Annotated in this window: 17 protein-coding genes; 11 read left to right on the forward strand and 6 right to left on the reverse strand. The window is 68.5% G+C overall.

Translation table 11 applies throughout. The features are described 5' to 3' along the window. Positions 1–412 precede the first annotated feature (412 nt). Together rho and trxA are read right to left on the reverse strand one after the other, a co-directional pair. Positions 413–2191: a transcription termination factor Rho gene (gene rho, locus EAT51_RS13850; protein WP_130521679.1), complete on the reverse strand. Its 1779-nt coding sequence runs from the start codon at positions 2189–2191 to the stop codon at positions 413–415. 219 nt (positions 2192–2410) lie between these two features. Beyond that, positions 2411–2752, reverse strand: a complete 342-nt coding sequence (trxA, locus tag EAT51_RS13855; protein ID WP_130521680.1) for a thioredoxin TrxA — start codon at positions 2750–2752, stop codon at positions 2411–2413. A gap of 226 nt (positions 2753–2978) precedes the next feature. On the opposite strand from trxA, the gene rhlB reads away from it, so the two are divergent. From rhlB to EAT51_RS20810, 7 genes are all read left to right on the forward strand, one after another. After that, the gene (gene rhlB / locus EAT51_RS13860; protein ID WP_130561747.1) at positions 2979–4769 is read left to right on the forward strand and encodes an ATP-dependent RNA helicase RhlB; all 1791 of its coding nucleotides are present in this window, start codon (positions 2979–2981) and stop codon (positions 4767–4769) included. 134 nt (positions 4770–4903) lie between these two features. Continuing rightward, entirely contained in the window at positions 4904–5590 is a 687-nt protein-coding gene (gene ftsE, locus EAT51_RS13865; protein ID WP_130521682.1) for a cell division ATP-binding protein FtsE, read from the forward strand. Between the two features lie 37 nt (positions 5591–5627). Then, a complete protein-coding gene (gene ftsX / locus EAT51_RS13870; RefSeq protein ID WP_130521683.1) occupies positions 5628–6593 on the forward strand; it encodes a permease-like cell division protein FtsX in 966 nt (321 codons plus the stop codon). A 14-nt stretch (positions 6594–6607) separates the two neighbouring features. Beyond that, positions 6608–7450 (forward strand): response regulator, encoded by an 843-nt coding sequence (locus EAT51_RS13875; RefSeq protein WP_130521684.1) that lies wholly within the window; start codon positions 6608–6610, stop codon positions 7448–7450. Next, positions 7447–7812: a dihydroneopterin aldolase gene (gene folB, locus EAT51_RS13880; protein ID WP_205953645.1), complete on the forward strand. Its 366-nt coding sequence runs from the start codon at positions 7447–7449 to the stop codon at positions 7810–7812. The genes EAT51_RS13875 and folB overlap by 4 nt, the downstream gene beginning before the upstream one ends. Beyond that, positions 7809–8213: a 2-amino-4-hydroxy-6-hydroxymethyldihydropteridine diphosphokinase gene (locus EAT51_RS13885; RefSeq protein ID WP_130521685.1), complete on the forward strand. Its 405-nt coding sequence runs from the start codon at positions 7809–7811 to the stop codon at positions 8211–8213. Before folB ends, EAT51_RS13885 begins: the two co-directional genes overlap by 4 nt. A gap of 30 nt (positions 8214–8243) precedes the next feature. After that, a complete protein-coding gene (locus EAT51_RS20810) occupies positions 8244–8369 on the forward strand; it encodes a hypothetical protein (RefSeq protein WP_265937034.1) in 126 nt (41 codons plus the stop codon). Positions 8370–8487: 118 nt separating this feature from the next. Here EAT51_RS20810 and EAT51_RS13890 read toward each other — a convergent pair whose 3' ends face one another. Further along, a complete protein-coding gene (locus EAT51_RS13890) occupies positions 8488–9237 on the reverse strand; it encodes a pteridine reductase (RefSeq protein ID WP_425477750.1) in 750 nt (249 codons plus the stop codon). 163 nt (positions 9238–9400) lie between these two features. On the opposite strand from EAT51_RS13890, the gene EAT51_RS13895 reads away from it, so the two are divergent. Together EAT51_RS13895 and EAT51_RS13900 are read left to right on the forward strand one after the other, a co-directional pair. Beyond that, on the forward strand, positions 9401–10846 hold the full coding sequence (locus EAT51_RS13895; RefSeq protein WP_130521687.1) for a circularly permuted type 2 ATP-grasp protein: 1446 nt from the start codon (positions 9401–9403) through the stop codon (positions 10844–10846). Further along, on the forward strand, positions 10846–11787 hold the full coding sequence (locus EAT51_RS13900) for an alpha-E domain-containing protein (protein WP_130521688.1): 942 nt from the start codon (positions 10846–10848) through the stop codon (positions 11785–11787). The genes EAT51_RS13895 and EAT51_RS13900 overlap by 1 nt, the downstream gene beginning before the upstream one ends. A gap of 47 nt (positions 11788–11834) precedes the next feature. Here EAT51_RS13900 and EAT51_RS13905 read toward each other — a convergent pair whose 3' ends face one another. After that, the gene (locus tag EAT51_RS13905; protein WP_130521689.1) at positions 11835–12674 is read right to left on the reverse strand and encodes a proteasome-type protease; all 840 of its coding nucleotides are present in this window, start codon (positions 12672–12674) and stop codon (positions 11835–11837) included. Between the two features lie 372 nt (positions 12675–13046). Here EAT51_RS13905 and EAT51_RS13910 point away from each other — a divergent pair, with 372 nt between their 5' ends. Further along, positions 13047–14228, forward strand: a complete 1182-nt coding sequence (locus EAT51_RS13910; RefSeq protein WP_130521690.1) for a class I SAM-dependent methyltransferase — start codon at positions 13047–13049, stop codon at positions 14226–14228. After that, positions 14216–14620 carry a VanZ family protein gene (locus EAT51_RS13915; protein WP_130521691.1) on the forward strand — a complete coding sequence of 135 codons (405 nt, stop codon included), beginning with the start codon at positions 14216–14218 and terminating at the stop codon, positions 14618–14620. Before EAT51_RS13910 ends, EAT51_RS13915 begins: the two co-directional genes overlap by 13 nt. 279 nt (positions 14621–14899) lie before the next feature. On the opposite strand, the gene EAT51_RS13920 is transcribed toward EAT51_RS13915, so the two are convergent. Then, on the reverse strand, positions 14900–17194 hold the full coding sequence (locus tag EAT51_RS13920; RefSeq protein ID WP_130521692.1) for a beta-N-acetylhexosaminidase: 2295 nt from the start codon (positions 17192–17194) through the stop codon (positions 14900–14902). A 119-nt stretch (positions 17195–17313) separates the two neighbouring features. After that, positions 17314–19785, reverse strand: a complete 2472-nt coding sequence (locus EAT51_RS13925) for a TonB-dependent receptor (protein ID WP_130561748.1) — start codon at positions 19783–19785, stop codon at positions 17314–17316. Positions 19786–19892: the final 107 nt, after the last annotated feature.

Below are 19892 nucleotides of genomic sequence, written 5' to 3' on the forward strand. Positions count from 1 at the left end.
TGCCTCGCACGTCATGTCACGAGGCTTCGGTCTGCAGGGGCGTCGAACCTGTCCGCGCGCACAACGCGACCAGTAACGGGAAGTCATCGACTTGAGGCCCCCTCCCTTGCGCGCAGCGCAGGGGAGGGATGGGGAGGGGTCGGGGCTTTACCGGACAAGCCGCCGAAGCAACGGCACCCCACCCCGGCCCTCCTCTCCGCCTGCGGCGAAAGGGAGGGGCCAGAGCGCTCGCTCGATGGCTTCGTTGAAAGAAGTCCTGATCTGCACGCTCGCGGAGCCGCGCCCGGCCGGGTCGAGGCTGCTCACCGAAGCCAGCTTTACCGACTCCGCAGTCTGGAGTCGTTCCCGCGCATCAGCGAGAAAAAAAAGCCCCGCAATGCGGGGCTTTTCGCTGTGCTGCGAGAAGCGCGGTTCAGCGCTTCATCGAGCTGAAGAACTCGTCGTTGGACTTGGTGTTCTTCATCTTGTCCAGCATGAACTCCATCGCGGCGATTTCGTCCATCGGGTGCAGCAGCTTGCGCAGGATCCAGATCTTCTGCAGCAACTCCGGTTCGATCAGCAGGTCCTCGCGGCGGGTGCCGGAGAGGTTGACCGCGATGGCCGGGTAGACGCGCTTCTCGGTGATGCGGCGATCCAGGTGGATTTCCGAGTTGCCCGTGCCCTTGAACTCTTCGTAGATCACCTTGTCCATCGCGCTGCCGGTGTCGACCAGGGCGGTGGCGATGATGGTCAGGCTGCCGCCTTCCTCCACGTTGCGCGCCGCGCCGAAGAAGCGCTTGGGGCGGTGCAGGGCGTTGGCGTCCACGCCGCCGGTAAGCACCTTGCCCGAGGACGGCACCACGTTGTTGTAGGCGCGGGCCAGGCGGGTGATCGAGTCGAGCAGGATCACCACGTCCTTCTTGTGCTCGACCAGGCGCTTGGCGCGCTCGATCACCATCTCGGCGACCTGCACGTGGCGGGCGGCGGGCTCGTCGAAGGTCGAGCTGATGACCTCGCCGCGCACGGTGCGCTGCATTTCGGTCACTTCTTCCGGACGCTCGTCGATCAGCAGCACGATCAGGTGCACGTCGGGATGGTTGGTGGTGATGGCCGTGGCGATCTGCTGCATCATCATCGTCTTGCCCGCCTTGGGCGGGGAGACGATCAGCGAGCGCTGGCCCTTGCCCTGCGGGGCCATCAGGTCGAGGATGCGGCCGGCGATGTCCTCGGACGAACCGTTGCCGCGCTCCAGGTGGAAGCGCTTGCGCGGGAACAGGGGGGTGAGGTTCTCGAACAGCACCTTGCCCTTGCTGGCCTCGATCGGCTCGCCGTTGATGGTGTCGACGATGTTCAGCGCGAAGTAGCGCTCGCCGTCCTTGGGCCAGCGGATGCGTCCGGAGATATGGTCGCCGGTGCGCAGATTGAAGCGGCGGATCTGGCTGGGCGAGATGTAGGTGTCGTCCGGGCCGGCCAGGTAGCTGGCCTCGGCCGCGCGCAGGAAGCCGAAGCCGTCGGGCAGGATCTCCAGCACGCCGTCGGCGGCCACGCCCTCGCCATGGCGGGTCAGCACCTTGAGCAGGGCGAAGATCACGTCCTGCTTGCGGGCGCGGGCCACGCCTTCCTGGATCTGCAGCTGGTCGGCGATCTCGATCAGCTTGTGCGCCGGCATCTTCTTCAGATCGCTCAGCGAGTACTGCGGGAAGCCCTCGGGCACCTGCGGGTGCGGACGGGGCACGAAGGTCTCGCTGGCGGCGTCCTGCGGCAGACCGTCGTTGTAGCGGTCGTTGCGGCCCCGCTCGCGGTCGCGGCGGTTGCGGAAGCGCTCGCGCCGGTTGTTGCCCTGGCCCTGCTGCTGGCCGTTCTGGTTGTTCTGATTGTTCTGGTTGTTGTTCTGGAAGCGCTGCGGATTGTTGTGCTGGCCGTTGCCGTTGGCCTCACCACTCTGGCCCTGCGGGGCCTGCCGGGACTCGCTCGGGGCGCCGTCGCCGCCGCCTTCGTTACGCGGCGCGCTGGCTTCAGCCGGGGCGGCGGGCGGCGCTGCCGGGGCGGGCGCGCTGGCTTCCGGCGCCGGGGCGGGCCTGGGCGCAGGCGGTGCGCTGTCCAGGGCCAGATCGGGCTGGGCGATGGCGTCGGGCTTGGGGGTCTTGCTCACGCGCGGCTTGCGCACGCGCTTCTCGGCGGTGGCGACGCCGGTTTCGTTACTGTCGGACAAAGGGCGATTCCTCGCTTAAGAGGTTGCGAGCCTGCCGGCGGCACAAAGGGCGCGGGCGGCTGTTGGAGTGACGGTGGGTGGTGTTGCAGAAGGGGTGCGGCGCGAGAACCCCAAGCGCCGGATATCTTGACCTTAACACCGCGCCGGAACGGCTTCAAGCGCGTCCCGGCGTCGGTTTGCAGCGGATTCAGGCCCCGCGGGAGGCCGCGGGGCGGGGCATCAGGCGGCCTGGGCGCCGATGGCCTTGTCGATCATCTGGGTCAGCTGACCCTTGCCGACGGCGCCGACCTGGGTGGCCTGGACCTGGCCGTCCTTGAACAGCAGCAGCAGCGGGATGTTGCGCACGTGGTACTTGATGGCCGTGGCGCGGTTGTCGTCGACGTTGAGCTTGACCACCTTCAGGCGGCCCTCGTAGGCGTTGGCCAGCTCGTCCAGGACCGGGGCGATCATCTTGCACGGACCGCACCATTCGGCCCAGAAATCGACCAGAACGGGTTCATCGGACTGCAGTACGGCAGCGTCGAAATCGGCGTCGCCGACGTGGGTCACCTTGTCGCTCATCAGGGGGTCTCCGTGGGAGGTTTCGCGGTGCGGGGCCGGAAGATGGCCGCCGGATGCGGTAAAATGGGGTGTTTCGCGGCCCGATCAAGCCCTGCATGCTCTAGGGGGCGGCCGCGCCACCCGGCATCGAGGGCGCCAGTGTGCGACCGGGTTGCCGGCGATGCAAGCGGACTTCTCCGCCCCCTTCATCCCGCCGTCGGCCCGTGCCCCGGCGTAAAGAGAATTCATGAGCGACAAGCCTCTTACCGACGTCACCTTCAACTCCTTTCCCCTGCATCCGGACCTGCTGGCCGGGCTGGAAGCGGCCGGTTTCTCCCGCTGCACGCCGATCCAGGCGCTGACCCTGCCGGTGGCGCTGGCCGGGCGCGACGTGGCCGGCCAGGCCCAGACCGGCACCGGCAAGACGCTGGCCTTCCTGGTGGCGGTGATGAACCGCCTGCTGACCCGGCCGGCCCTGGCCGACCGCAAGCCGGAGGATCCGCGCGCGCTGATCATGGCGCCCACCCGCGAGCTGGCCATCCAGATCCACAAGGACGCGGTCAAGTTCGGCTCGTCGCTGGGCCTGCGCTTCGCGCTGGTCTACGGCGGGGTGGACTACGACAAGCAGCGCGAGCTGCTGCAGCAGGGCGTGGACATCATCATCGCCACCCCGGGCCGCCTGATCGACTACGTCAAGCAGCACAAGGTCGTGTCCCTGCATGCCTGCGAGGTGTGCGTGATGGACGAGGCCGACCGCATGTTCGACCTGGGCTTCATCAAGGACATCCGCTTCCTGCTGCGGCGCATGCCCGAGCGCACCACGCGCCAGACGCTGCTGTTCAGCGCCACGCTCAGCCATCGCGTGCTGGAGCTGGCCTACGAGCACATGAACGAGCCGGAGAAGCTGGTCGTCGAGGCCGAGACGGTCACCGCCGCGCGCGTGCGCCAGCGCATGTACCTGCCGGCCGACGACGAGAAGATCCCGCTGCTGCTGGGCCTGCTGTCGCGCAGCGAGGGCGCGCGCACCATGGTGTTCGTCAACACCAAGGCTTTCGTCGAGCGCGTGGCCCGGGCGCTGGAGCGCGCCGGCTACCGCGTCGGCGTGCTGTCAGGCGATGTGCCGCAGAAGAAGCGCGAGACCCTGCTCAAGCGCTTCCAGGCCGGCCAGCTCGAGCTGCTGGTCGCCACCGACGTGGCCGCGCGCGGCCTGCACATCGATGGCGTCAGCCACGTCTACAACTACGACCTGCCGTTCGACGCCGAGGACTACGTGCACCGCATCGGCCGCACCGCGCGCCTGGGCGCCGAGGGCGATGCGATCAGCTTCGCCTGCGAGCGCTATGCGATGAGCCTGCCGGACATCGAGGCCTACATCGAGCAGAAGATCCCGGTCGAGCCGGTCACCGCCGAGCTGCTGACCGCGCTGCCGCGCCCCGAGCGCGCGCCGCTGCCGCCAGGCGAGGAGGGCGAGGAAGCCGAGAGCGTCAGCGCGATCTTCCGTGAGGCGCGCGAGCAGAAGGCCGCCGACGAGGCGCGCCGCGGTGGCGGGCGTTCAGGCTCCGGCGGCGGTGGGCGCAGCGGTTCGCGTGAGGGCGGCCGCCCCGGCGCCCGCGATGGCGCCGGCAGCCGCGGCCCGCGTCCGCCGCGCCGTCCGCGCAGCGAGCCGGTCGCAGGCGAGGCGGCTGTCGCGCCGGTCGCCGACACGCCGGTGGCCGAGGCGCCGCGCGCCGTGCCGACCGCCGTCGCAGACGCCGAGGCGCCGCACGATCCGAACGCGCCGCAGGGCGAGAAGCGCCCGCGCAAGCGCCGTCGTCGCCGCCACGGCCGTCCGGTCGAAGGCGCCGAAGGCGCGACGCCGCCCTCGGCCAGCTCCGGCAACGGCGCCGCTGGCCCGCGCGCGCCGCGCGCCAAGCCCGAGCCGTCGGCCGCCGCGCCCGTCGCCAAGGCCAAGCCGGCCCCGGCCGCCGCGTCGTCCGCCGGTAACGACTCGTTCCTGACCCGCCTGGGCCGCAAGATCAAGTCGCTGGTCGGCGGCTGACGGTAGAGGGACGCGGGCGGAGCAGCGCCAACGCATCGGCGCTGCGGCCGCTTCGCCGCCACGCGTTCCTCGCTCCGCTTCCCGCTCCACGGGTCACGCACTCGTTCTTCGCGTCGCGCGGGCATAATCGCGCCATGACCGTCCTGCGCTTCGAAAACGTCAGCAAGCTCTATCCCGGGGGCCACGAGGCCTTGTCCGATGTCAGCTTCGAGGTGGGCGAGGGCGAGATGCTGTTCGTGACCGGCCACTCCGGCGCCGGCAAGAGCACGCTGCTGCGGCTGGTGCACCTGAGCGAGCGGCCCAGCCGCGGCGCGGTGGTGTTCGACGGGCGCAACCTGCTCAAGGTGCGCGGCCGCCAGATCCCGCTGCACCGGCGCCACGTCGGCGCGGTGCATCAGGACCATCGCCTGCTCACCGACCGCACCGTGGCCGAGAACGTGGCCCTGCCGCTGATCCTGCGCGGCGACCGCCGCGGCGACATCGGCAAGCGCGTGCGCGAGGTGCTGACCCGCCTGGGCCTGGGCCACCGTGAGCGCGCGCTGCCGACCCAGCTCTCGGCCGGCGAGCAGCAGCGCGTGGGCATCGCCCGGGCGATCGTGTCCGAGCCGCGCCTGCTGGTCGCCGACGAACCGACCGGCAACCTCGACCCGACCCTGGCCGCGGAGATCATGTCGCTGTTCGCCTCCATGCCCGAGCGCGGCACCTCGGTGCTGGTGGTCAGCCACGACCTGGCGCTGATCAAGCGCATGCGCAAGCGCGTGCTGATCCTGGACCATGGCCGGCTGATGGACGACATCAGCCCCGACGACCTGGCCGAGTGACCGACATGATGTCCGCAAGTTTCGCAGGGGGGCGCGCATGAGCGACCAACCGGGCCCGAAGATCGAACCCAACCGCCGCGTCGACGGCCCGCGCTCGGGCGTGGGCATCTGGCTGGACCAGCACCTGTACAGCTTCGTCTCCAGCCTGGGCCGCGCGCTGCGCCGGCCCTGGTCCACGGCCCTGACCATCGGCGTGATGGCGGTGGCCCTGGCCCTGCCGCTGGGCCTGTGGCTGGCGCTGGGCAACGTGCAGCACTTCGCCGGCAGCGTGCAGGCCTCGCGCCAGGTGGACGTGTTCCTCAAGCGTGACACCTCGCCCGAGCGCGCCCGCGCGCTGGCCGACGAGGTCCGTGCGCGCCCGGACGTGGCCCGCGTGGACCTGCGCACGCCCGAACAGGGCCTGGCCGACTTCCGCAAGCTCAGCGGGCTGGACGCGGCCATCGATGCGCTGGACGAGAACCCGCTGCCGGCGCAGCTGGTGGTAATCCCCAGCGGCGACGACGCGCCGCTGGCCCAGGCGCTGGAGCAGCTGCCCGAGGCCGACGTGGTCCAGCACGACGCGGTCTGGCGCCAGCGCCTGGACGGCTGGCTGCGCTTCGGCACGCGCCTGGTGTGGGTGCTGGCGGCGCTGTTCGGCCTGGGCGCGGCGCTGGTGGTGGGCAACACCGTGCGCCTGGACATCCAGTCGCGGCGCGAGGAGATCGGCGTGCTGCAGCTGCTGGGCGCCAGCGACGGCTTCATCCGTCGGCCCTTTATCTATCTGGGCGCCTGGTACGGCCTGGGCGCCGGGGTGCTGGCGCTGGGCCTGGTGCTGGTGGCCGGGGCCGCCCTGCGCGCGCCGCTGGAGGCGCTGGCGCAAAGCTATGGCAGCCGCTTCGCGCTGGACGGGCTGGACCCGGCGCGCGCTGGTCTGGTATTGGTGGCGGCCTTGATCATCGGCTGGTTGGGGGCCTGGTGGGTGACCGGGCACTACCTGCGCCAGACCCGCCCGACCGACACCTGACCGCCCCCGCGCTTATGGCCCCCCAAGACTTGCGGCACCTGATCAGCGACGCGCCACGGGTCATGGTGGTGGACGGCTCCAAGATGGTGCGCAAGCTGATCGCCGATGTGCTCAAGCGCGACCTGCCGCAGGTCGAGGTGGTCGGCTGCGCGACCCTGGCCGAGGCGCGCGAGGCGCTGGCCAAGGGGCCGGTCGACCTGGTCACCACCGCGCTATCGCTCAAGAGCGGCAGCGGCCTGGAGGTGGCGCGCGCGGTGCGCGAATCCGCCGGCCAGGCCTATGTGCCGGTGATCGTGGTCTCCGGCGAGGCGCAGCAGCATCTGGAGGAGCGCCGCTTCACCGAATTCGTCACCGACTACTTCGACAAGGCGCTGGGCCACGAGGCGCTGGCCGCTTTCATCCACGGCTACGTGCAGCCCGAGCCGGTGCCCGGCTCGACCGTGCTCTACGTCGAGGACAGCCGCGTGGTGGCCGAGACCACCACGCGCATGCTCGAGCGGCATGGGCTGAAGGTGGTCCACGTGCTGCGCGCCGAGGATGCCTTCGGCCTGCTGACCGCCGAGTCGCTGGGCCTGTCCGATATCCGCTTCGACGTGGTGCTGACCGATGTGACCCTGAAGGGCGAGCTGAGCGGGGTGGACATCGTCCAGCGTGTGCGCGTGGATTTCGGCTACGGCAAGCGGCGCCTGCCCATCCTGGTGATGACCGGCGACAGCAACCGCGACAACCAGGCCGAGCTGCTGCGCGACGGCGCCAACGACTTGGTGCTCAAGCCCATCGAGGAACGCCTGCTGGTGACCAAGGTGCTGTTCCAGCTGCGGCTGGCGCGCATGGCCGGCGGGCGCGTGGACGCATGAGCGCGATGGACGATGTGGTCTTCATCGACGGGCTGCGGACTCAGGCCTTGATCGGCGTGTACGACTTCGAGCGAAACGGCCCGCAGCCGCTGGTGTTCGATGTGGAGATGACCATGGACACGCGCGCGGCCGGAAGCAGCGATGCGCTGGGCGACACGGTCGACTACGCGGTGGTGGCGCAGACCATCGAGCAGCTCTGCACCGGCTCGGCCTTCGCGCTGGTCGAGGCGCTGGCCGAGACCATCGCCGCGCAGCTGCTGCGCGCGTTTCCGATCCGCACCGTCGCCCTGCGCGTGACCAAGCCGCAGGCCGTGCCGGCCGCGCGCGGCGTGGGCGTGCGCATCGTGCGCCACGCCGCATGAAGACCCACCGCTACGTGCTGCTGCTCGGCACCAGCCTGGCCTCGCCGCTGGTGCTGGAACGGGCGATCGAATCGCTGGCGGTCGAGGGCCTGATCGAGGCGGCCTCGCGCCGGGTCAGCGGGCCCAGCATCAGCGCCGGCGATGCGCGCCATTTCCACAACCAGGCCGTGGTACTGGCCACGGCGCTGACGCGCGAGGCGCTGCCGGCGCGGCTCAAGCAGATCGAGGCCGCGCTGGGCCGCACGCCGAATGCGGCCGACTGCGTGATCGACATCGATCTGGCCTGCGAATGCGACGGCCACGGCATCGTGCTGTGGCGCGACGACCGCAAGTTGGGCCATGCGCTGTTCCTGGACCTGATGCAGGACGTGCTGGATCAGCTGCGCGGCTCCCACCTGTAGAGCGGAGCTCGCTCCGCTGGGGCTTTCGCGATGATCCGGCCGAAGCGCAGCGGAGCAAGCTCCGCTCTACAACGCGACGACCGCAAGCTGGGCCATGCGCTGTTCCTGGACCTGATGCAGGACGTGCTGGATCAGCTGCGCGGTTCCCCCCTGTAGAGCGGAGCTTGCTCCGCTGGGGCTTTCCCGATGATCTGGCCGAAGAGCAGCGGAGCAAGCTCCGCTCTACAACGAGGTGGCGACTTGGTCCGGGGGACGGTTGCTCCCACGCTTCGCGCTACACGAACACCGAGCGCCCGCCGTCGATCGCCACCACCTGGCCGTTGATGTAGGCGTTGCCGTCCAGCAGCCAGCGCACCGCCGAGACGATGTCCTCCGGCGCGCCCTGGCGCTGCAGCGGCACGCGCTCGCGCAGCAGGGCCTCGGTCTCGGCCTTGGTCGGGTTCTCCGACCACAGGATGTTGCCCGGCGCGATCGCGTTGACCCGCACGCGCGGACCCAGTTCGCGCGCCAGCGACTGGGTCATCATCACCAGCGCGGCCTTGGCCATGCAGTACAGCGTGTGCTCCGGCAGCGGGCGTTGGGCATAGATGTCGGCGATGCTCACGATCGCACCGCCGCTGGCGGCCAGGTGCGGCGCGGCCGCCTGGGAGAGGAAGAACGGCGCGCGCGCATTGGAGGCGAACAGCGCGTCCCACTGCGCCGGCGTGGCCGTGCCGATCGGCGTGGCGTAGTAGGCCGAGGCGTTGTTGACCAGGGCGTCGAGCCGGCCGAACCGCCGCACCGTGTCTTCGACCAGTGCCGGCAGCCGCTCGGTGTCGGCCAGCTCGGCCTGCAGCATCAGCGTGCTACCCGGGCGCACGGCTTCCAGCTCATCGACCAGCGCCTGCATCTGCGGCGCCGAGGCGCGGTAGTGCAGACCCAGCGCGTAGCCGTCGGCGTGCAGGGCGCGGGCGATGGCCGCGCCGATGCGCTTGGCGGCACCGGTGATCAGGGCGACGCGGGGTTGGTCGGACATGGCGGTCATCGCGGCGAGGACGAACCGCGATTGTGGCATCGCCGGCCGCGGCGCCGGGCTGCCGCGCGCGCCGCTGGCATTGCTTGACGCCGGTCATGGTTTGCGGGCATGTTGCCGAAGAACCCTGTCGCGACCGCTTTCCGCTGGCTGCAAGGGCATCGGAACGGAGCGAATGGACTGGGCGAAGTATCGGACTTCCACGTTTGACGAGCTGATCCAGGCCGATGGCCAGCCGCGCCCCGCCGCGCGCCGGCTGGTCGAGTACCTGGAGGGGCTTTCGGGGCGCGAACTGGCCGAGCGCCAGCTGGCCGCCGACGTCACCGCCCGGGTCATGGGCATCACCTTCACCGTCTATTCCGATGGCCGCAACGTCGACCGCACGCTGCCCTTCGACCTGATCCCGCGCATCATCCCGCGCCGCGAGTGGGAGGTCACCGAAGCCGGCCTCAAGCAGCGCATGCAGGCGCTGAACCTGTTCATCGGCGACATCTACGGCAAGCAGCAGATCGTCAAGGACAAGGTGTTCCCGGCGATGCTGCTGGCCGACTCTGTCAACTTCCGTCCGCAGTGCGTGGGCATCACCCCGCCGCTTGGCGTGTGGGCGCACATCTGCGGCTCGGACCTGGTGCGCGATGCCGACGGCACGCTGTACGCGCTGGAGGACAACCTGCGCATCCCCTCCGGCGTGAGCTACATGCTGGAGAACCGCATGGTGGCCAAGCGCGTGTTCCCGGAGCTGTTCGAGACCAGCTCGATCCTGCCGGTGGACGAATACCCCAGCCAGCTCTACGAGACCCTGGCCGCGCTGTCGCCGCGCCCGGGCGATGCGCCGGTGATCGCACTGCTGACGCCGGGCGTGTTCAACAGCGCCTACTTCGAACACGCCTATCTGGCCCAGGCCATGGGCATCGAGCTGGTCGAGGGCTCGGACCTGTTCGTCGCCGACGACGACTGCACCTACATGCGCACCGTGTACGGCCCGCAGCGCGTGGACGTGATCTACCGGCGCGTGGACGATCTGTTCATCGATCCGGAGGTGTTCCACCCCGATTCGATGCTGGGCGTGCCGGGCCTGATCCGCAGCTGGCGCGCCGGCAGGGTGGCGCTGGCCAATGCCCCGGGCGCCGGCGTGGCCGACGACAAGGTGGTCTTCGCCTACGTGCCCAAGATGATCAAGTACTACCTGGACCAGGAGCCGATCCTGCCCAACGTGCCCAGCTATCTGTGCCACGACGCGGCCGATCGCAAGTACGTGCTCGAGCACCTGGATCAGCTGGTGGTCAAGCCGGCCAACGAGTCCGGCGGCTACGGCATGCTGATCGGCCCACGCGCCAGCGCGGCCGAGCGCGAGAAGTTCCGCGGGCTGATCCAGGACGATCCACGCAACTACATGGCCCAGCCCACGCTCAACCTGTCCACCGCGCCGATCGTCACCGACGAAGGCCCCTCGCCGCGACACCTGGACCTGCGCCCTTTCATCCTCTCGCGCCAGGACACCTACGTGACCACCGGCGGATTGACGCGCGTGGCGATGACGCCCGGGTCGCTGGTGGTCAATTCCTCGCAGGGCGGCGGCGCCAAGGACACCTGGGTGGTCGACGAGGAGGGGGACGCCTGATGCTCTCGCGCGTCGCAGACAACCTGTACTGGTTCAGCCGCTACATCCGCCGCGCGGAGAACACCGCGCGCCTGGTCGGCGTGGGCAGCATGCTGCAGCTGGACCTGCCGCGCTCGGTGCGCTTCACCTGGCGGCCGATGATCGACACCGTCGGCGCCGGCGAGGTGTTCAACGCGTTGCATCCCGACGCCGGCACCGATGTGGCCGATGCCGAGGTGGTGCGCTTTTTGCTGCTGGACGAGCTCAATCCGTCCTCGCTGCGCGTCACCCTGACCCAGGCGCGCGAGATCCTGCGCGGCATCCGCGATGCGCTGCCGCAGGAGGTGTGGGAGGCGGTCAACGACCTGCACCTGTACGTCGGGGCCAGCGGCGAGCGCGCGCTGCAGCGGCGCTACCGCGAGGAGTTCATCAACCGCACCGTCGATGGCTGCCTGAAGGTGTCCGGCCTGCTGTCGGCCAACGTCAGCCGCGACATCGGTTACCAGTTCCTGCGCCTGGGCACCGGTATCGAACAGGCCGACATGACCACGCGCATCATCGATGCCGGCGCCTCGGGCCTGATCACGCCGCGCACCGAGGAAGACCGCGAGGCCTTCCGCAACATGCAGTGGATGGCGGTGCTGCGCTCGCTGGCCGCCTACCAGATGTATCGCCGCCATATCCGCCAGCGCGTCACCGGCGAGCATGCGCTGCGCTTCCTGCTGCAGAACACCGAATTCCCGCGCAGCGTGCAGTTCTGCCTGACCCGCGCCCAGCACGTGCTGCCGACCATGCCGCCGCGCCCGAGCGTGGACCGTCATCTCAACCGCGTGGTCGGCATGACCCGCAACGCCGACCCGGTGTGGCTGGCCGCGCAGAATCCGGCCGCCTTCATGGACGATATCCAGACGCGCCTGAGCGATCTGCATCAGGCCATCGTCGAGGGTTACTTCTACAACTGAGGAGTGAATGCAGCGCGAGTGCGCTGCTTCGACTCAGTTCGCTAGGCTTACTGCTGCCCGGCCTCGTCGCCCGGATCCAGGCGCGCCGCCATGCGCCGCGGCGGGGCGGTGACCGGCGCGGGGCCGCGTTCATCGGCCTCGTCGCCTGCGCGCGGGGGCTCCCAGGGGAAGCGCGGCAGCGTGCGCACGGCGTTTTCAAGCTTGCGCGACCAAGTGTCGTGGATCTCGGCGTACAGCGGCGTGTCGGCTTCCAGGCGCAGCTGCTGGCTGATCCGCAGATCGCCGGCGCGGATGATCGCCATGTCCAGCGGCATGCCCACCGACAGATTGGAGCGGATGGTCGAATCCAGCGAGACCAGCGCGCAGCGCGCCGCGTCCTCCAGCGTGGTGCCGGGGCGCAGGATGCGGTCCAGGATCGGCTTGCCATACTTGGACTCGCCGATCTGCAGGTAGGGCGTCTCGGGCGAGGTGGCGATGCAGTTGCCCAGCGGATAGACCATGTACAGGCCCGGACGCTCGCCGGCGATCTGCCCGCCCAGCACCAGCGTGGACTGCACGCTGACGCCGCTCTGCTGGGCCTGGTCGGTCACCGCGGCCTGGCTGGCCACCAGCACCTCGCCCACGTACTCGGCCACCTCGAACAGATGCTTGAACGTGCGCAGGCTACGCGTGCAGTCCGGATCCTCGGCGTCGCGCTTGAGCCGCGAGATGGTCAGCTGGGTCGTGGCCAGGTTGCCGGCCGAGAGCAGCACGAACACCCGGTCGCCCGGATACTCGAACACATGCATCTTGCGGTAGACGCGCACATCGTCGAACGATGCGCTGGTGCGGGTGTCCGCTGCGAAGACCAGGCCTTCGTCCACTTCGATGCCGACGCAATAGGTCATGGGGAAACCGGGGAAATAGGCTTCACGATCATAGGCAGCCCCGCCGGTGCTGGCTAGGGCTGCGCGGTGGTTGCACGAGGAACCAGTGCGTTTCATGCGCAGGTCGCGGTCTTCACGGGCATCTCCACGCCTGATGCGACGGGCGATCGCCTCGATCTGCGTCGGCGCAGGCACCCATCCGCCGTTGCGCGTCGCAGTCAGCAACGTCAAGACAGCACCGTGACGGATGCGCGGCTGTGCCCGGAGCGCACCCCAGCAACGACCAGGTCGCAGGCGGACGAACTGCGGACAGCATCGGCCCGCCTGTGGGCGAGCCCTCAGGACCGGGCAGGTACCATGGCCGATCTCTCCCATCAGGCCCTCCCCTTAAGCATGACCGACCTGCCGACGCCCGATGCCGACGCCCTGGCGCACAGTGAGCAGCTGGCCGCGCTGATCCGCGGCGAAATCGCCGCTTCCGGCGGTTCGATCCCGTTCTCGCGCTTCATGGAGCGCTGCCTGTACACGCCGGGGCTGGGCTATTACAGCGCCGGGGCGGCCAAGTTCGGCGAGGCCGGCGACTTCGTCACCGCGCCGGAGCTGGGGCCGCTGTTCGCCGCGGCCGTGTCCGGGGCGCTGGCGCCGGTGCTGCAGCAGCTGGGGCCGCAGGCCTGCTTCCTGGAGATCGGCGGCGGCAGTGGCGCGTTCGCCGAGGTCATGCTCAAGCGCCTGCTGCAGCTGGACGCGATGCCGGACAAGTACTGGATCCTGGAGCCCAGCGCCGACCTGCGCCAGCGCCAGCGCGAACGCCTGGGCAAGCGCCTGATCCCGCCGGTATTCGACTGCGTGGAATGGCTGGACGGTCCGCCGGGCGAGGACTGGAACGGGGTGGTGTTCGCCAACGAAGTGATCGATGCGCTGCCCACGCCGCGCTTCGTGCTGCGCGAGGGTGAGGTGTTCGAGGAGCATGTGGCGCTGGACGGGCAGGGCGCCTTCGTCACCACCGACCGGCCGGCCGATCCGCTGCTGGCCGCAGCGGTGCGTCACGTGGAGCGCTATCGCGATGTGCTGTTCGAGGACGGCTACCGCTCAGAGCTGCTGCCGCAGCTGCCGTACTGGGTGCAGGCGGTGATCGGCGGCCTGAAGTCCGGCGCGATGCTGTTCTGCGACTACGGCTATCCGCGCAAGGAGTACTACCTGGACCAGCGCAGCAGCGGTACGCTGCGGGCGTTCTATCGGCACCGCATGCATGGCGATGTCTTCCGCTGGCCCGGCTTGCAGGACCTGACCGCGTCGGTGGACTTCACCGCGCTGGCCGAGGCCGGCACCGGGGCCGGCTTCGAACTGGCCGGCTATGCCACGCAGGCCGGCTTCCTGCTCGGCAACGGCCTGATGGACCGCCTGGCCGAGGCCGAGGCGCAGGCCGACGAGGCCGGCGCGCTGCGCCTGCGCAATGCGTTCAAGAAGCTCACCCTGCCCAACGAGATGGGCGAGCGCTTCCAGTGCATGGGCTTCGCGCGCGACTGCAACTTCGACGCGGCCTTCCTCACCGGCGATCTGACGTGGCGCCTGTGAGCGCGCCGGCCCTGAAGCCGCTGCGCTGGCCGGCCTTCTGGGTCGGGCTGTGGGTGTTGGCGATGGCGGTGGTGGTGACCACCTGCCTGCTGCCGGGCGATGACATTCCCCAGGTCGCGCCGGGCGTGGACAAGCTGCAGCATGCGAGCGCGTTCTTCGTGCTGGGCGTGTGCGCGGTGCAGCTGTTCGCCACGCGGCGCGCGCTGCTGCGCGCCGGGGCGGGCCTGGTGATGCTGGGGGTGCTGATCGAGTTCCTGCAGGGCTGGTTCACCGTCGATCGCACGCCAGATGCCTTCGATGCACTGGCCGATGCGCTGGGCGTGGCGCTGGGCCTGCTCGTCGCCAGGACGCCGGCGCGCGATCTGCTGCTGCGCTTGTTCCCGCGCCGGTAACTAAAAGGCAAGGCTCGGTGGGAGCCGCCATGGCGGCGATGAGGCTTTCCCGAGAAAGCCCCTCGCCGCCATGGCGGCTCCCACCTGTAGAGCGGAGCTTGCTCCGCTGCTCTTCGTTCGGTTCGCGGGGAAGACCCCAGCGGAGCAAGCTCCGCTCTACAGGCGAGATTTTGGGCACAGTCGCTCCCGCCGAGCACCGTTGCCTCGGCGGTTCGGAAACCCTACCGGGGCGAAGGGTTCGCCCGGAGCTCGCTCCGCCGCAGCGTCAGCGCCGCCGCCTTAAGGCGCGGCGGGCTGCAGCGTGATCCGATCCAGCACCCACATCTCCGGACGCGTGTCGCCGGTGAAGTAGACGCACAGGTCGGCCTTGGCCGGCGCGTTGGTCAGCGGCGCCTCCAGGGTCAGGAAGCCGTCGGCCGCCGGCGACTTGGGCAGCGGCAGGCTGGCCAGGGTCGGGCCGTCGCAGCCGTTGCGGATCACCAGCTCGCCGTAGGGTGTCCTGGCCGGCTTGAACCTGCGCTTGGACTCGTCGTGGGCCAGCTCGAAGAAGTACGGCATGCGTCCGGCGCGCACCGTCACCTTGCCGATGCCGCTCAGCGGAGCGCCCTTCCACAGCCAGCACGGGTTGAAGATGTCCACGTTGAAGATCGCGCGCGCGCCTTCGCGCGGGCCGTCGTCCTCCAGCCGCAGCATCAGCTGGTCGGTGCACATGGCCAGCTGCTCGTCGCTGCGCGTGCGCAGGGCCTCGGTGGTCAGCCCCAGCACGGTCGGCGGCGCCAGCGGCTTGCCGTCGAAGAACACCGCCGCCTGCACGGTGGTCGGCACCGGCACGGTCAGCGGCGCGGTATAGGCCGGCGAGTCGGCCGCCGGCGCGCTGCCGTCCAGGGTGTAGCGGATGTCGGGATAGCCCAGCGGGTCGGACAGGGCCACCGTGGCCTGGGTGCCGGCGTCGTTGGCCTGGGTGTCGAACAGCACCTGGAACGGCGTGCGCGCGTAGCCGATGTGCAGCGCGCGGTAATGCGCCAGCAGGTTGAGCAGGCGCGCCTTGAAGTCTTCGAAGTTGCGGCTGGCCTGCGGCGACCAGGCGACCTCGGCCAGCGCGGCCAGGCGCGGGAACACCGCGTGCTCGACGCGCGCGAAGTTGTGCATGTGCTCGGTCCAGACATTGGCCTGCACGCCGATGATGTGCTGGCGCTGGCTGGCGTCCAGCTCGGCCGGCACCGGGTCGAAGGCGTACAGCTTCTGCAGCGGGATCTGCAGCGGCCGGCCCGGCGGCTCGGCCGGCGAGGCGGTCTGCAGGTAGTCCAGGTACAGGTGCGAGGCCGGGGTCATGACCACGTCGTGGCCCTTGCGCGCCGCTTCGATGCCGCCCTCGGTGCCGCGCCAGGACATCACCGCCGCGCCCTCGGGCAGCGGGCCGCCCAGCAGGATCTCGTCCCAGCCGATGATGCGCTTGCCGTGCTGGGCCAGCCAGGTGCCCAGGCGATCGATCATCCAGCCCTGCAGGGCTTCCTCGTCCTTCAGGCCCAGCTGCTTGATGCGCGCCTGCATGTGCCTGGAGGCCTTCCAGCGATCCTTGACCGCCTCGTCGCCGCCGATGTGGAAGAAGGTGCCCGGGAACAGCGGCAGCATCTCGCCCAGCACGTTCTCCAGGAAGGTCAGCGTGGCCTCGTCGGCGTTGAACAGGTTGGGATATACGCCCGCGCCGTTGGCGACCTGCAGCTGCGGCCGGTCGACGCCCAGCTCCGGATACGCGGCGATGGCGGCGGTGGCGTGGCCGGGGATGTCGATCTCCGGCACCACGGTGATGTGGCGCTTGGCGGCGTAGCGCACCACCGCGCGGATCTGCTCCTTGGTGTAGAAGGCGCATTCCTGGATCGGCTGACCGTCCTCGCCCACGCCCGCCTCGCCCAGCGGGATGCGGCAGCCGCCGACCTGGGTCAGCAGCGGGTACTGGTCGATCTGGATGCGCCAGCCCTGGTCGTCGGCCAGGTGCCAGTGGAAGGTGTTGAGCTTGTGCACCGCCATCGCATCGAGCAGGCGTTCGACCTCTTCCACGCTCTGGAAATGGCGCACCGAATCGAGCATCAGCCCGCGCCACTTCAGCCGCGGCGCATCGGTGATGTCCACCGCGGCCAGGCCGGTGGCGCCCTTGCCGGCCGGCAGCAGCTGCCACAGGCTGACGCCGCCGTAGAACAGGCCGGCGCCGTCGGCGGCACGGATGCTGATGCGCTCGGGCGTGACCTGCAGGCGGTAGCCCTCGGCCGGGCCGGCGGCCGGATCGAGCACGAACTGGATCGGGGCCTGCGCCGCCTCGCCTTCCTCGGCCAGTTCCAGCGCCGGGCCGCCGCTGTTGTGCAGCAGGTCGATGAACTGCTCGGCCGCCTGGCGCGCGGGCTCGCCCTGCGCACCGACCCGCATGCCGGCGCCCAGGGCGAAGCGGCCCTGGCCGGCCACGGCCGACTGCGGGGCGGGAATCAGCGGCAGCGGCGCGGCCAGCGCGGCGGGCGCGACCAGGGCCAGCAGCAGGGCGGCGGTGCGCAGGACAGGACCAAGACGGCGGGGCAGGGACATCTTCTGAACACCTCGTGCGTGACATGGGACCGCGCCGGGGCGCGATCCGCCGAAAAGTGAACGGGCCCGGACATGTCCGGGCCCGTTCAAGGGTCAAGCATGCAACAACTTGGCGCCGATCAGAACTTGGCGCGCAGGTTGAGGTAGTACTGGCGCCCGTTGGAGTACACCGCGTAGGGCAGGAAGCCGGCCGTGGTGTCGGTGTAGTACTTGTACTTCGGGTTGTTGAGATTCAGACCATCGAGGCTAACCGACAAGTGATCGGTGACTTTCCAACCCAGCGATGCAGACAGCGCGCCGAAGTCGTCCTGATAGAACGGCGTGGCACGGCTGGCGCCAGCGTAGAACTTGTCGCGGTAGCTGTACGACACACGCGCGCTGAAGGTGTCGTTCTCGAAGTAGCCGGCCACGTTGTAGGTGTTCTTCGAGGTGCCGAACATCGGCGTATCTGTATCGGTGTCTCCGTCAGTGTAGGTGTAGTTAGCGTTGACTCCGAAGTGCTCGCCGATCGGCTGCTGGTAGGTCAGCTCGATGCCTTTGACTTTTGCATCGGTGTTGACCGGGACGGTGACCGTGTAGTTGGAATACACGTCGGTGCCGGCGGCATGGCTGGCCTGCTGGTCTTTGTACTGGATGACCGTCGAGCCGCCAACGTCCACGTAGTCCTTCATCTTCATGTAGAAGGCGCTGGCGGCGAGCAGTCCGCGCGGCATGAAGTACCACTCGATGGAGGTATCGAAGTTGCTGGACACCAGTGGCTTCAGCTCCGGATTGCCGCCGCTGCCGGTGTGAGTCAGATCATCCAGCGACAGCGAGCCGGCGAGGGCCGAGTAATCCGGACGCGTCAGCGTCTGTGAGCCGGCGAAGCGAAGCACCAAATCGTCGGCCAGGTCGAACTTGATGTTGGCACTGGGCAGGAACTTGCCGTAATTGTTTTCTACCTTGACGGGAAGGTAATCGCCGAAGGCAGAGCCGGTAACCGCGCCGGGGAGGCCTGAGTTGACCGCAAGGGCCTGGTTGTACCGGATGTCGCCATCAGTGTGCACATAGCGCACGCCTACGTTGCCGCTCCAGGAGTCACCTTGGAAGTTGGCCTGGATGTAAGCGGCCGCGTTCTTCTCCTTCACGCCGTAGACGTCGGAGAAGTAGAAACGTTCCGGATAGTTGCGGTTAGCGTACTGCGCGTTGAAGGCTGCCAACTGCTCGGGAGTGTAGTACCAGATACCTGACGGCGTGTTGCCGCCCAGTGCGTTGCCAAAATTGCCCGGGTACTGCGAGGCGCTGGTCGGGTACGAGCTAGGATCGTTCCAGGGCGTTGCCCAGTTCGGACCCTGGGCGATTTCGTAGTCGTTGTGGCGGTTGTGATCGGTATAGCGCACGCCGAAGTCCAGCGAGGCCAGTGCGCCGTCGGTGAAGGTGAAGGTACCGTCCGCGGAGAACCAGTCTTCTTTGTCCTTCACCTCGATGTCCTGCCCTCCAAAGATCCAGCCTGCTGCAGGGATGGACGAGGCGGGGTTGCCATAGTCGTTGCCCATCGACCAGTCGATGGGCTTGCCAATGCCGTTCATGGCCCAACTAGCGCCCGAACCGTACTGGGTGCCGGTCTCGATCACGTCTTGGGTCGGGCTCTTGCCGATACCCTCGCTTGTGCCGGCCTGAAACTTGAAGCCCAGTGCTTCGGTGGCCTGCCAATCCGCATCCAAGGTGATGTAATTAGTCTGCGAACTTGCACCTGGGCGCGAGATCATGTCGTAGATGCCGTAAGCGCCATCATTCGCAAACGCCGCGCCGTTATAAATGTTTGCGACACCGTCGCCGTTGAGCTTGCCGGACGTAATGACGCCATTCTTCACCGTGGCATCAGAGAACGTCGCGCCGTTAGCTAACGCGTGGCTTGCCCACATCATGTAATTGCGATTGTAATTGTCAGCCTTGAGCTTGCTGTAGAACCCGTTTAGGTTGAAGCTCAGTGTGTCGCTGGCCTTCCATTGGATATCTACAGTCGCGCCCTTGCGTTCCCTCTGCTGCTCAAACAGTACAGAACCGATTTCGTTCGGATACAGCAGTCCGACTAGGCCAGGATTGGCCTGCGAGACAGCCGATGGAATTGTTTCAGGAGTGCCATCCCCATTGACGTCCACAGAAGTCGTTCCCGGCACAGCTGCATAACCACCGACGACTTCTTGGCCATCGCGCCGCAGGCTGCGCTTCTCATAGAACGGCTGAAACAGGATGCCGAAGTTGCCGCTGTCATTCTTCCAGTTCAGCAAGGCATCGAGTTGCGGTTTTTTGTTATCCGGCAAGTCTGAGTACACCGTGCCCACCGAAAGTTCGGCCGTGAACGGCTTATCGAAATCCAGTGGCTTGCGGGTAATGATGTCGACAGAGCCGGCGGCACCGCCTTCCACCAGCTTGGCTTCGGAGGTTTTGTGCACTACCACTTGGCTGACGATTTCAGAAGGTAGCAGTGAGTAGCTAACGCTGCGGCCCACGGTCTGGACCTGGCTCAACACGAACCAATCTCCAGTGCCTACAGCGTGTCCGTTGACCAAGGTCTGGGTAAGGCTGGGGTGGACCGACCAGAGTTCCATAGACACTCAGTCGCCGCTCTGCGCGTAGCGCTTTTCGAACTCTACCGGTGACATGCCGCCAGCGGAACCATGCCGGCGAATCGGGTTGTAGAACATCTCGATGTAGT

Source organism: Pseudoxanthomonas winnipegensis (genome assembly GCF_004283755.1).
GTDB lineage: Bacteria > Pseudomonadota > Gammaproteobacteria > Xanthomonadales > Xanthomonadaceae > Pseudoxanthomonas_A > Pseudoxanthomonas_A winnipegensis.

What these genes read in the sequence shown, in the direction of transcription:
- trxA (WP_130521680.1), bottom strand. Translation starts at nt 2,752, where the DNA reads ATGAGCGACAAGGTGACCCACGTCGGCGACGCCGATTTCGACGCTGCC.
- rhlB (WP_130561747.1), top strand. Translation starts at nt 2,979, where the DNA reads ATGAGCGACAAGCCTCTTACCGACGTCACCTTCAACTCCTTTCCCCTG.
- ftsE (WP_130521682.1), top strand. Translation starts at nt 4,904, where the DNA reads ATGACCGTCCTGCGCTTCGAAAACGTCAGCAAGCTCTATCCCGGGGGC.
- ftsX (WP_130521683.1), top strand. Translation starts at nt 5,628, where the DNA reads ATGAGCGACCAACCGGGCCCGAAGATCGAACCCAACCGCCGCGTCGAC.
- EAT51_RS13875 (WP_130521684.1), top strand. Translation starts at nt 6,608, where the DNA reads ATGGCCCCCCAAGACTTGCGGCACCTGATCAGCGACGCGCCACGGGTC.
- folB (WP_205953645.1), top strand. Translation starts at nt 7,447, where the DNA reads ATGAGCGCGATGGACGATGTGGTCTTCATCGACGGGCTGCGGACTCAG.
- EAT51_RS13885 (WP_130521685.1), top strand. Translation starts at nt 7,809, where the DNA reads ATGAAGACCCACCGCTACGTGCTGCTGCTCGGCACCAGCCTGGCCTCG.
- EAT51_RS20810 (WP_265937034.1), top strand. Translation starts at nt 8,244, where the DNA reads ATGATCCGGCCGAAGCGCAGCGGAGCAAGCTCCGCTCTACAACGCGAC.
- EAT51_RS13890 (WP_425477750.1), bottom strand. Translation starts at nt 9,237, where the DNA reads ATGACCGCCATGTCCGACCAACCCCGCGTCGCCCTGATCACCGGTGCC.
- EAT51_RS13895 (WP_130521687.1), top strand. Translation starts at nt 9,401, where the DNA reads ATGGACTGGGCGAAGTATCGGACTTCCACGTTTGACGAGCTGATCCAG.
- EAT51_RS13900 (WP_130521688.1), top strand. Translation starts at nt 10,846, where the DNA reads ATGCTCTCGCGCGTCGCAGACAACCTGTACTGGTTCAGCCGCTACATC.
- EAT51_RS13905 (WP_130521689.1), bottom strand. Translation starts at nt 12,674, where the DNA reads ATGACCTATTGCGTCGGCATCGAAGTGGACGAAGGCCTGGTCTTCGCA.
- EAT51_RS13910 (WP_130521690.1), top strand. Translation starts at nt 13,047, where the DNA reads ATGACCGACCTGCCGACGCCCGATGCCGACGCCCTGGCGCACAGTGAG.
- EAT51_RS13920 (WP_130521692.1), bottom strand. Translation starts at nt 17,194, where the DNA reads ATGTCCCTGCCCCGCCGTCTTGGTCCTGTCCTGCGCACCGCCGCCCTG.
- EAT51_RS13925 (WP_130561748.1), bottom strand. Translation starts at nt 19,785, where the DNA reads ATGGAACTCTGGTCGGTCCACCCCAGCCTTACCCAGACCTTGGTCAAC.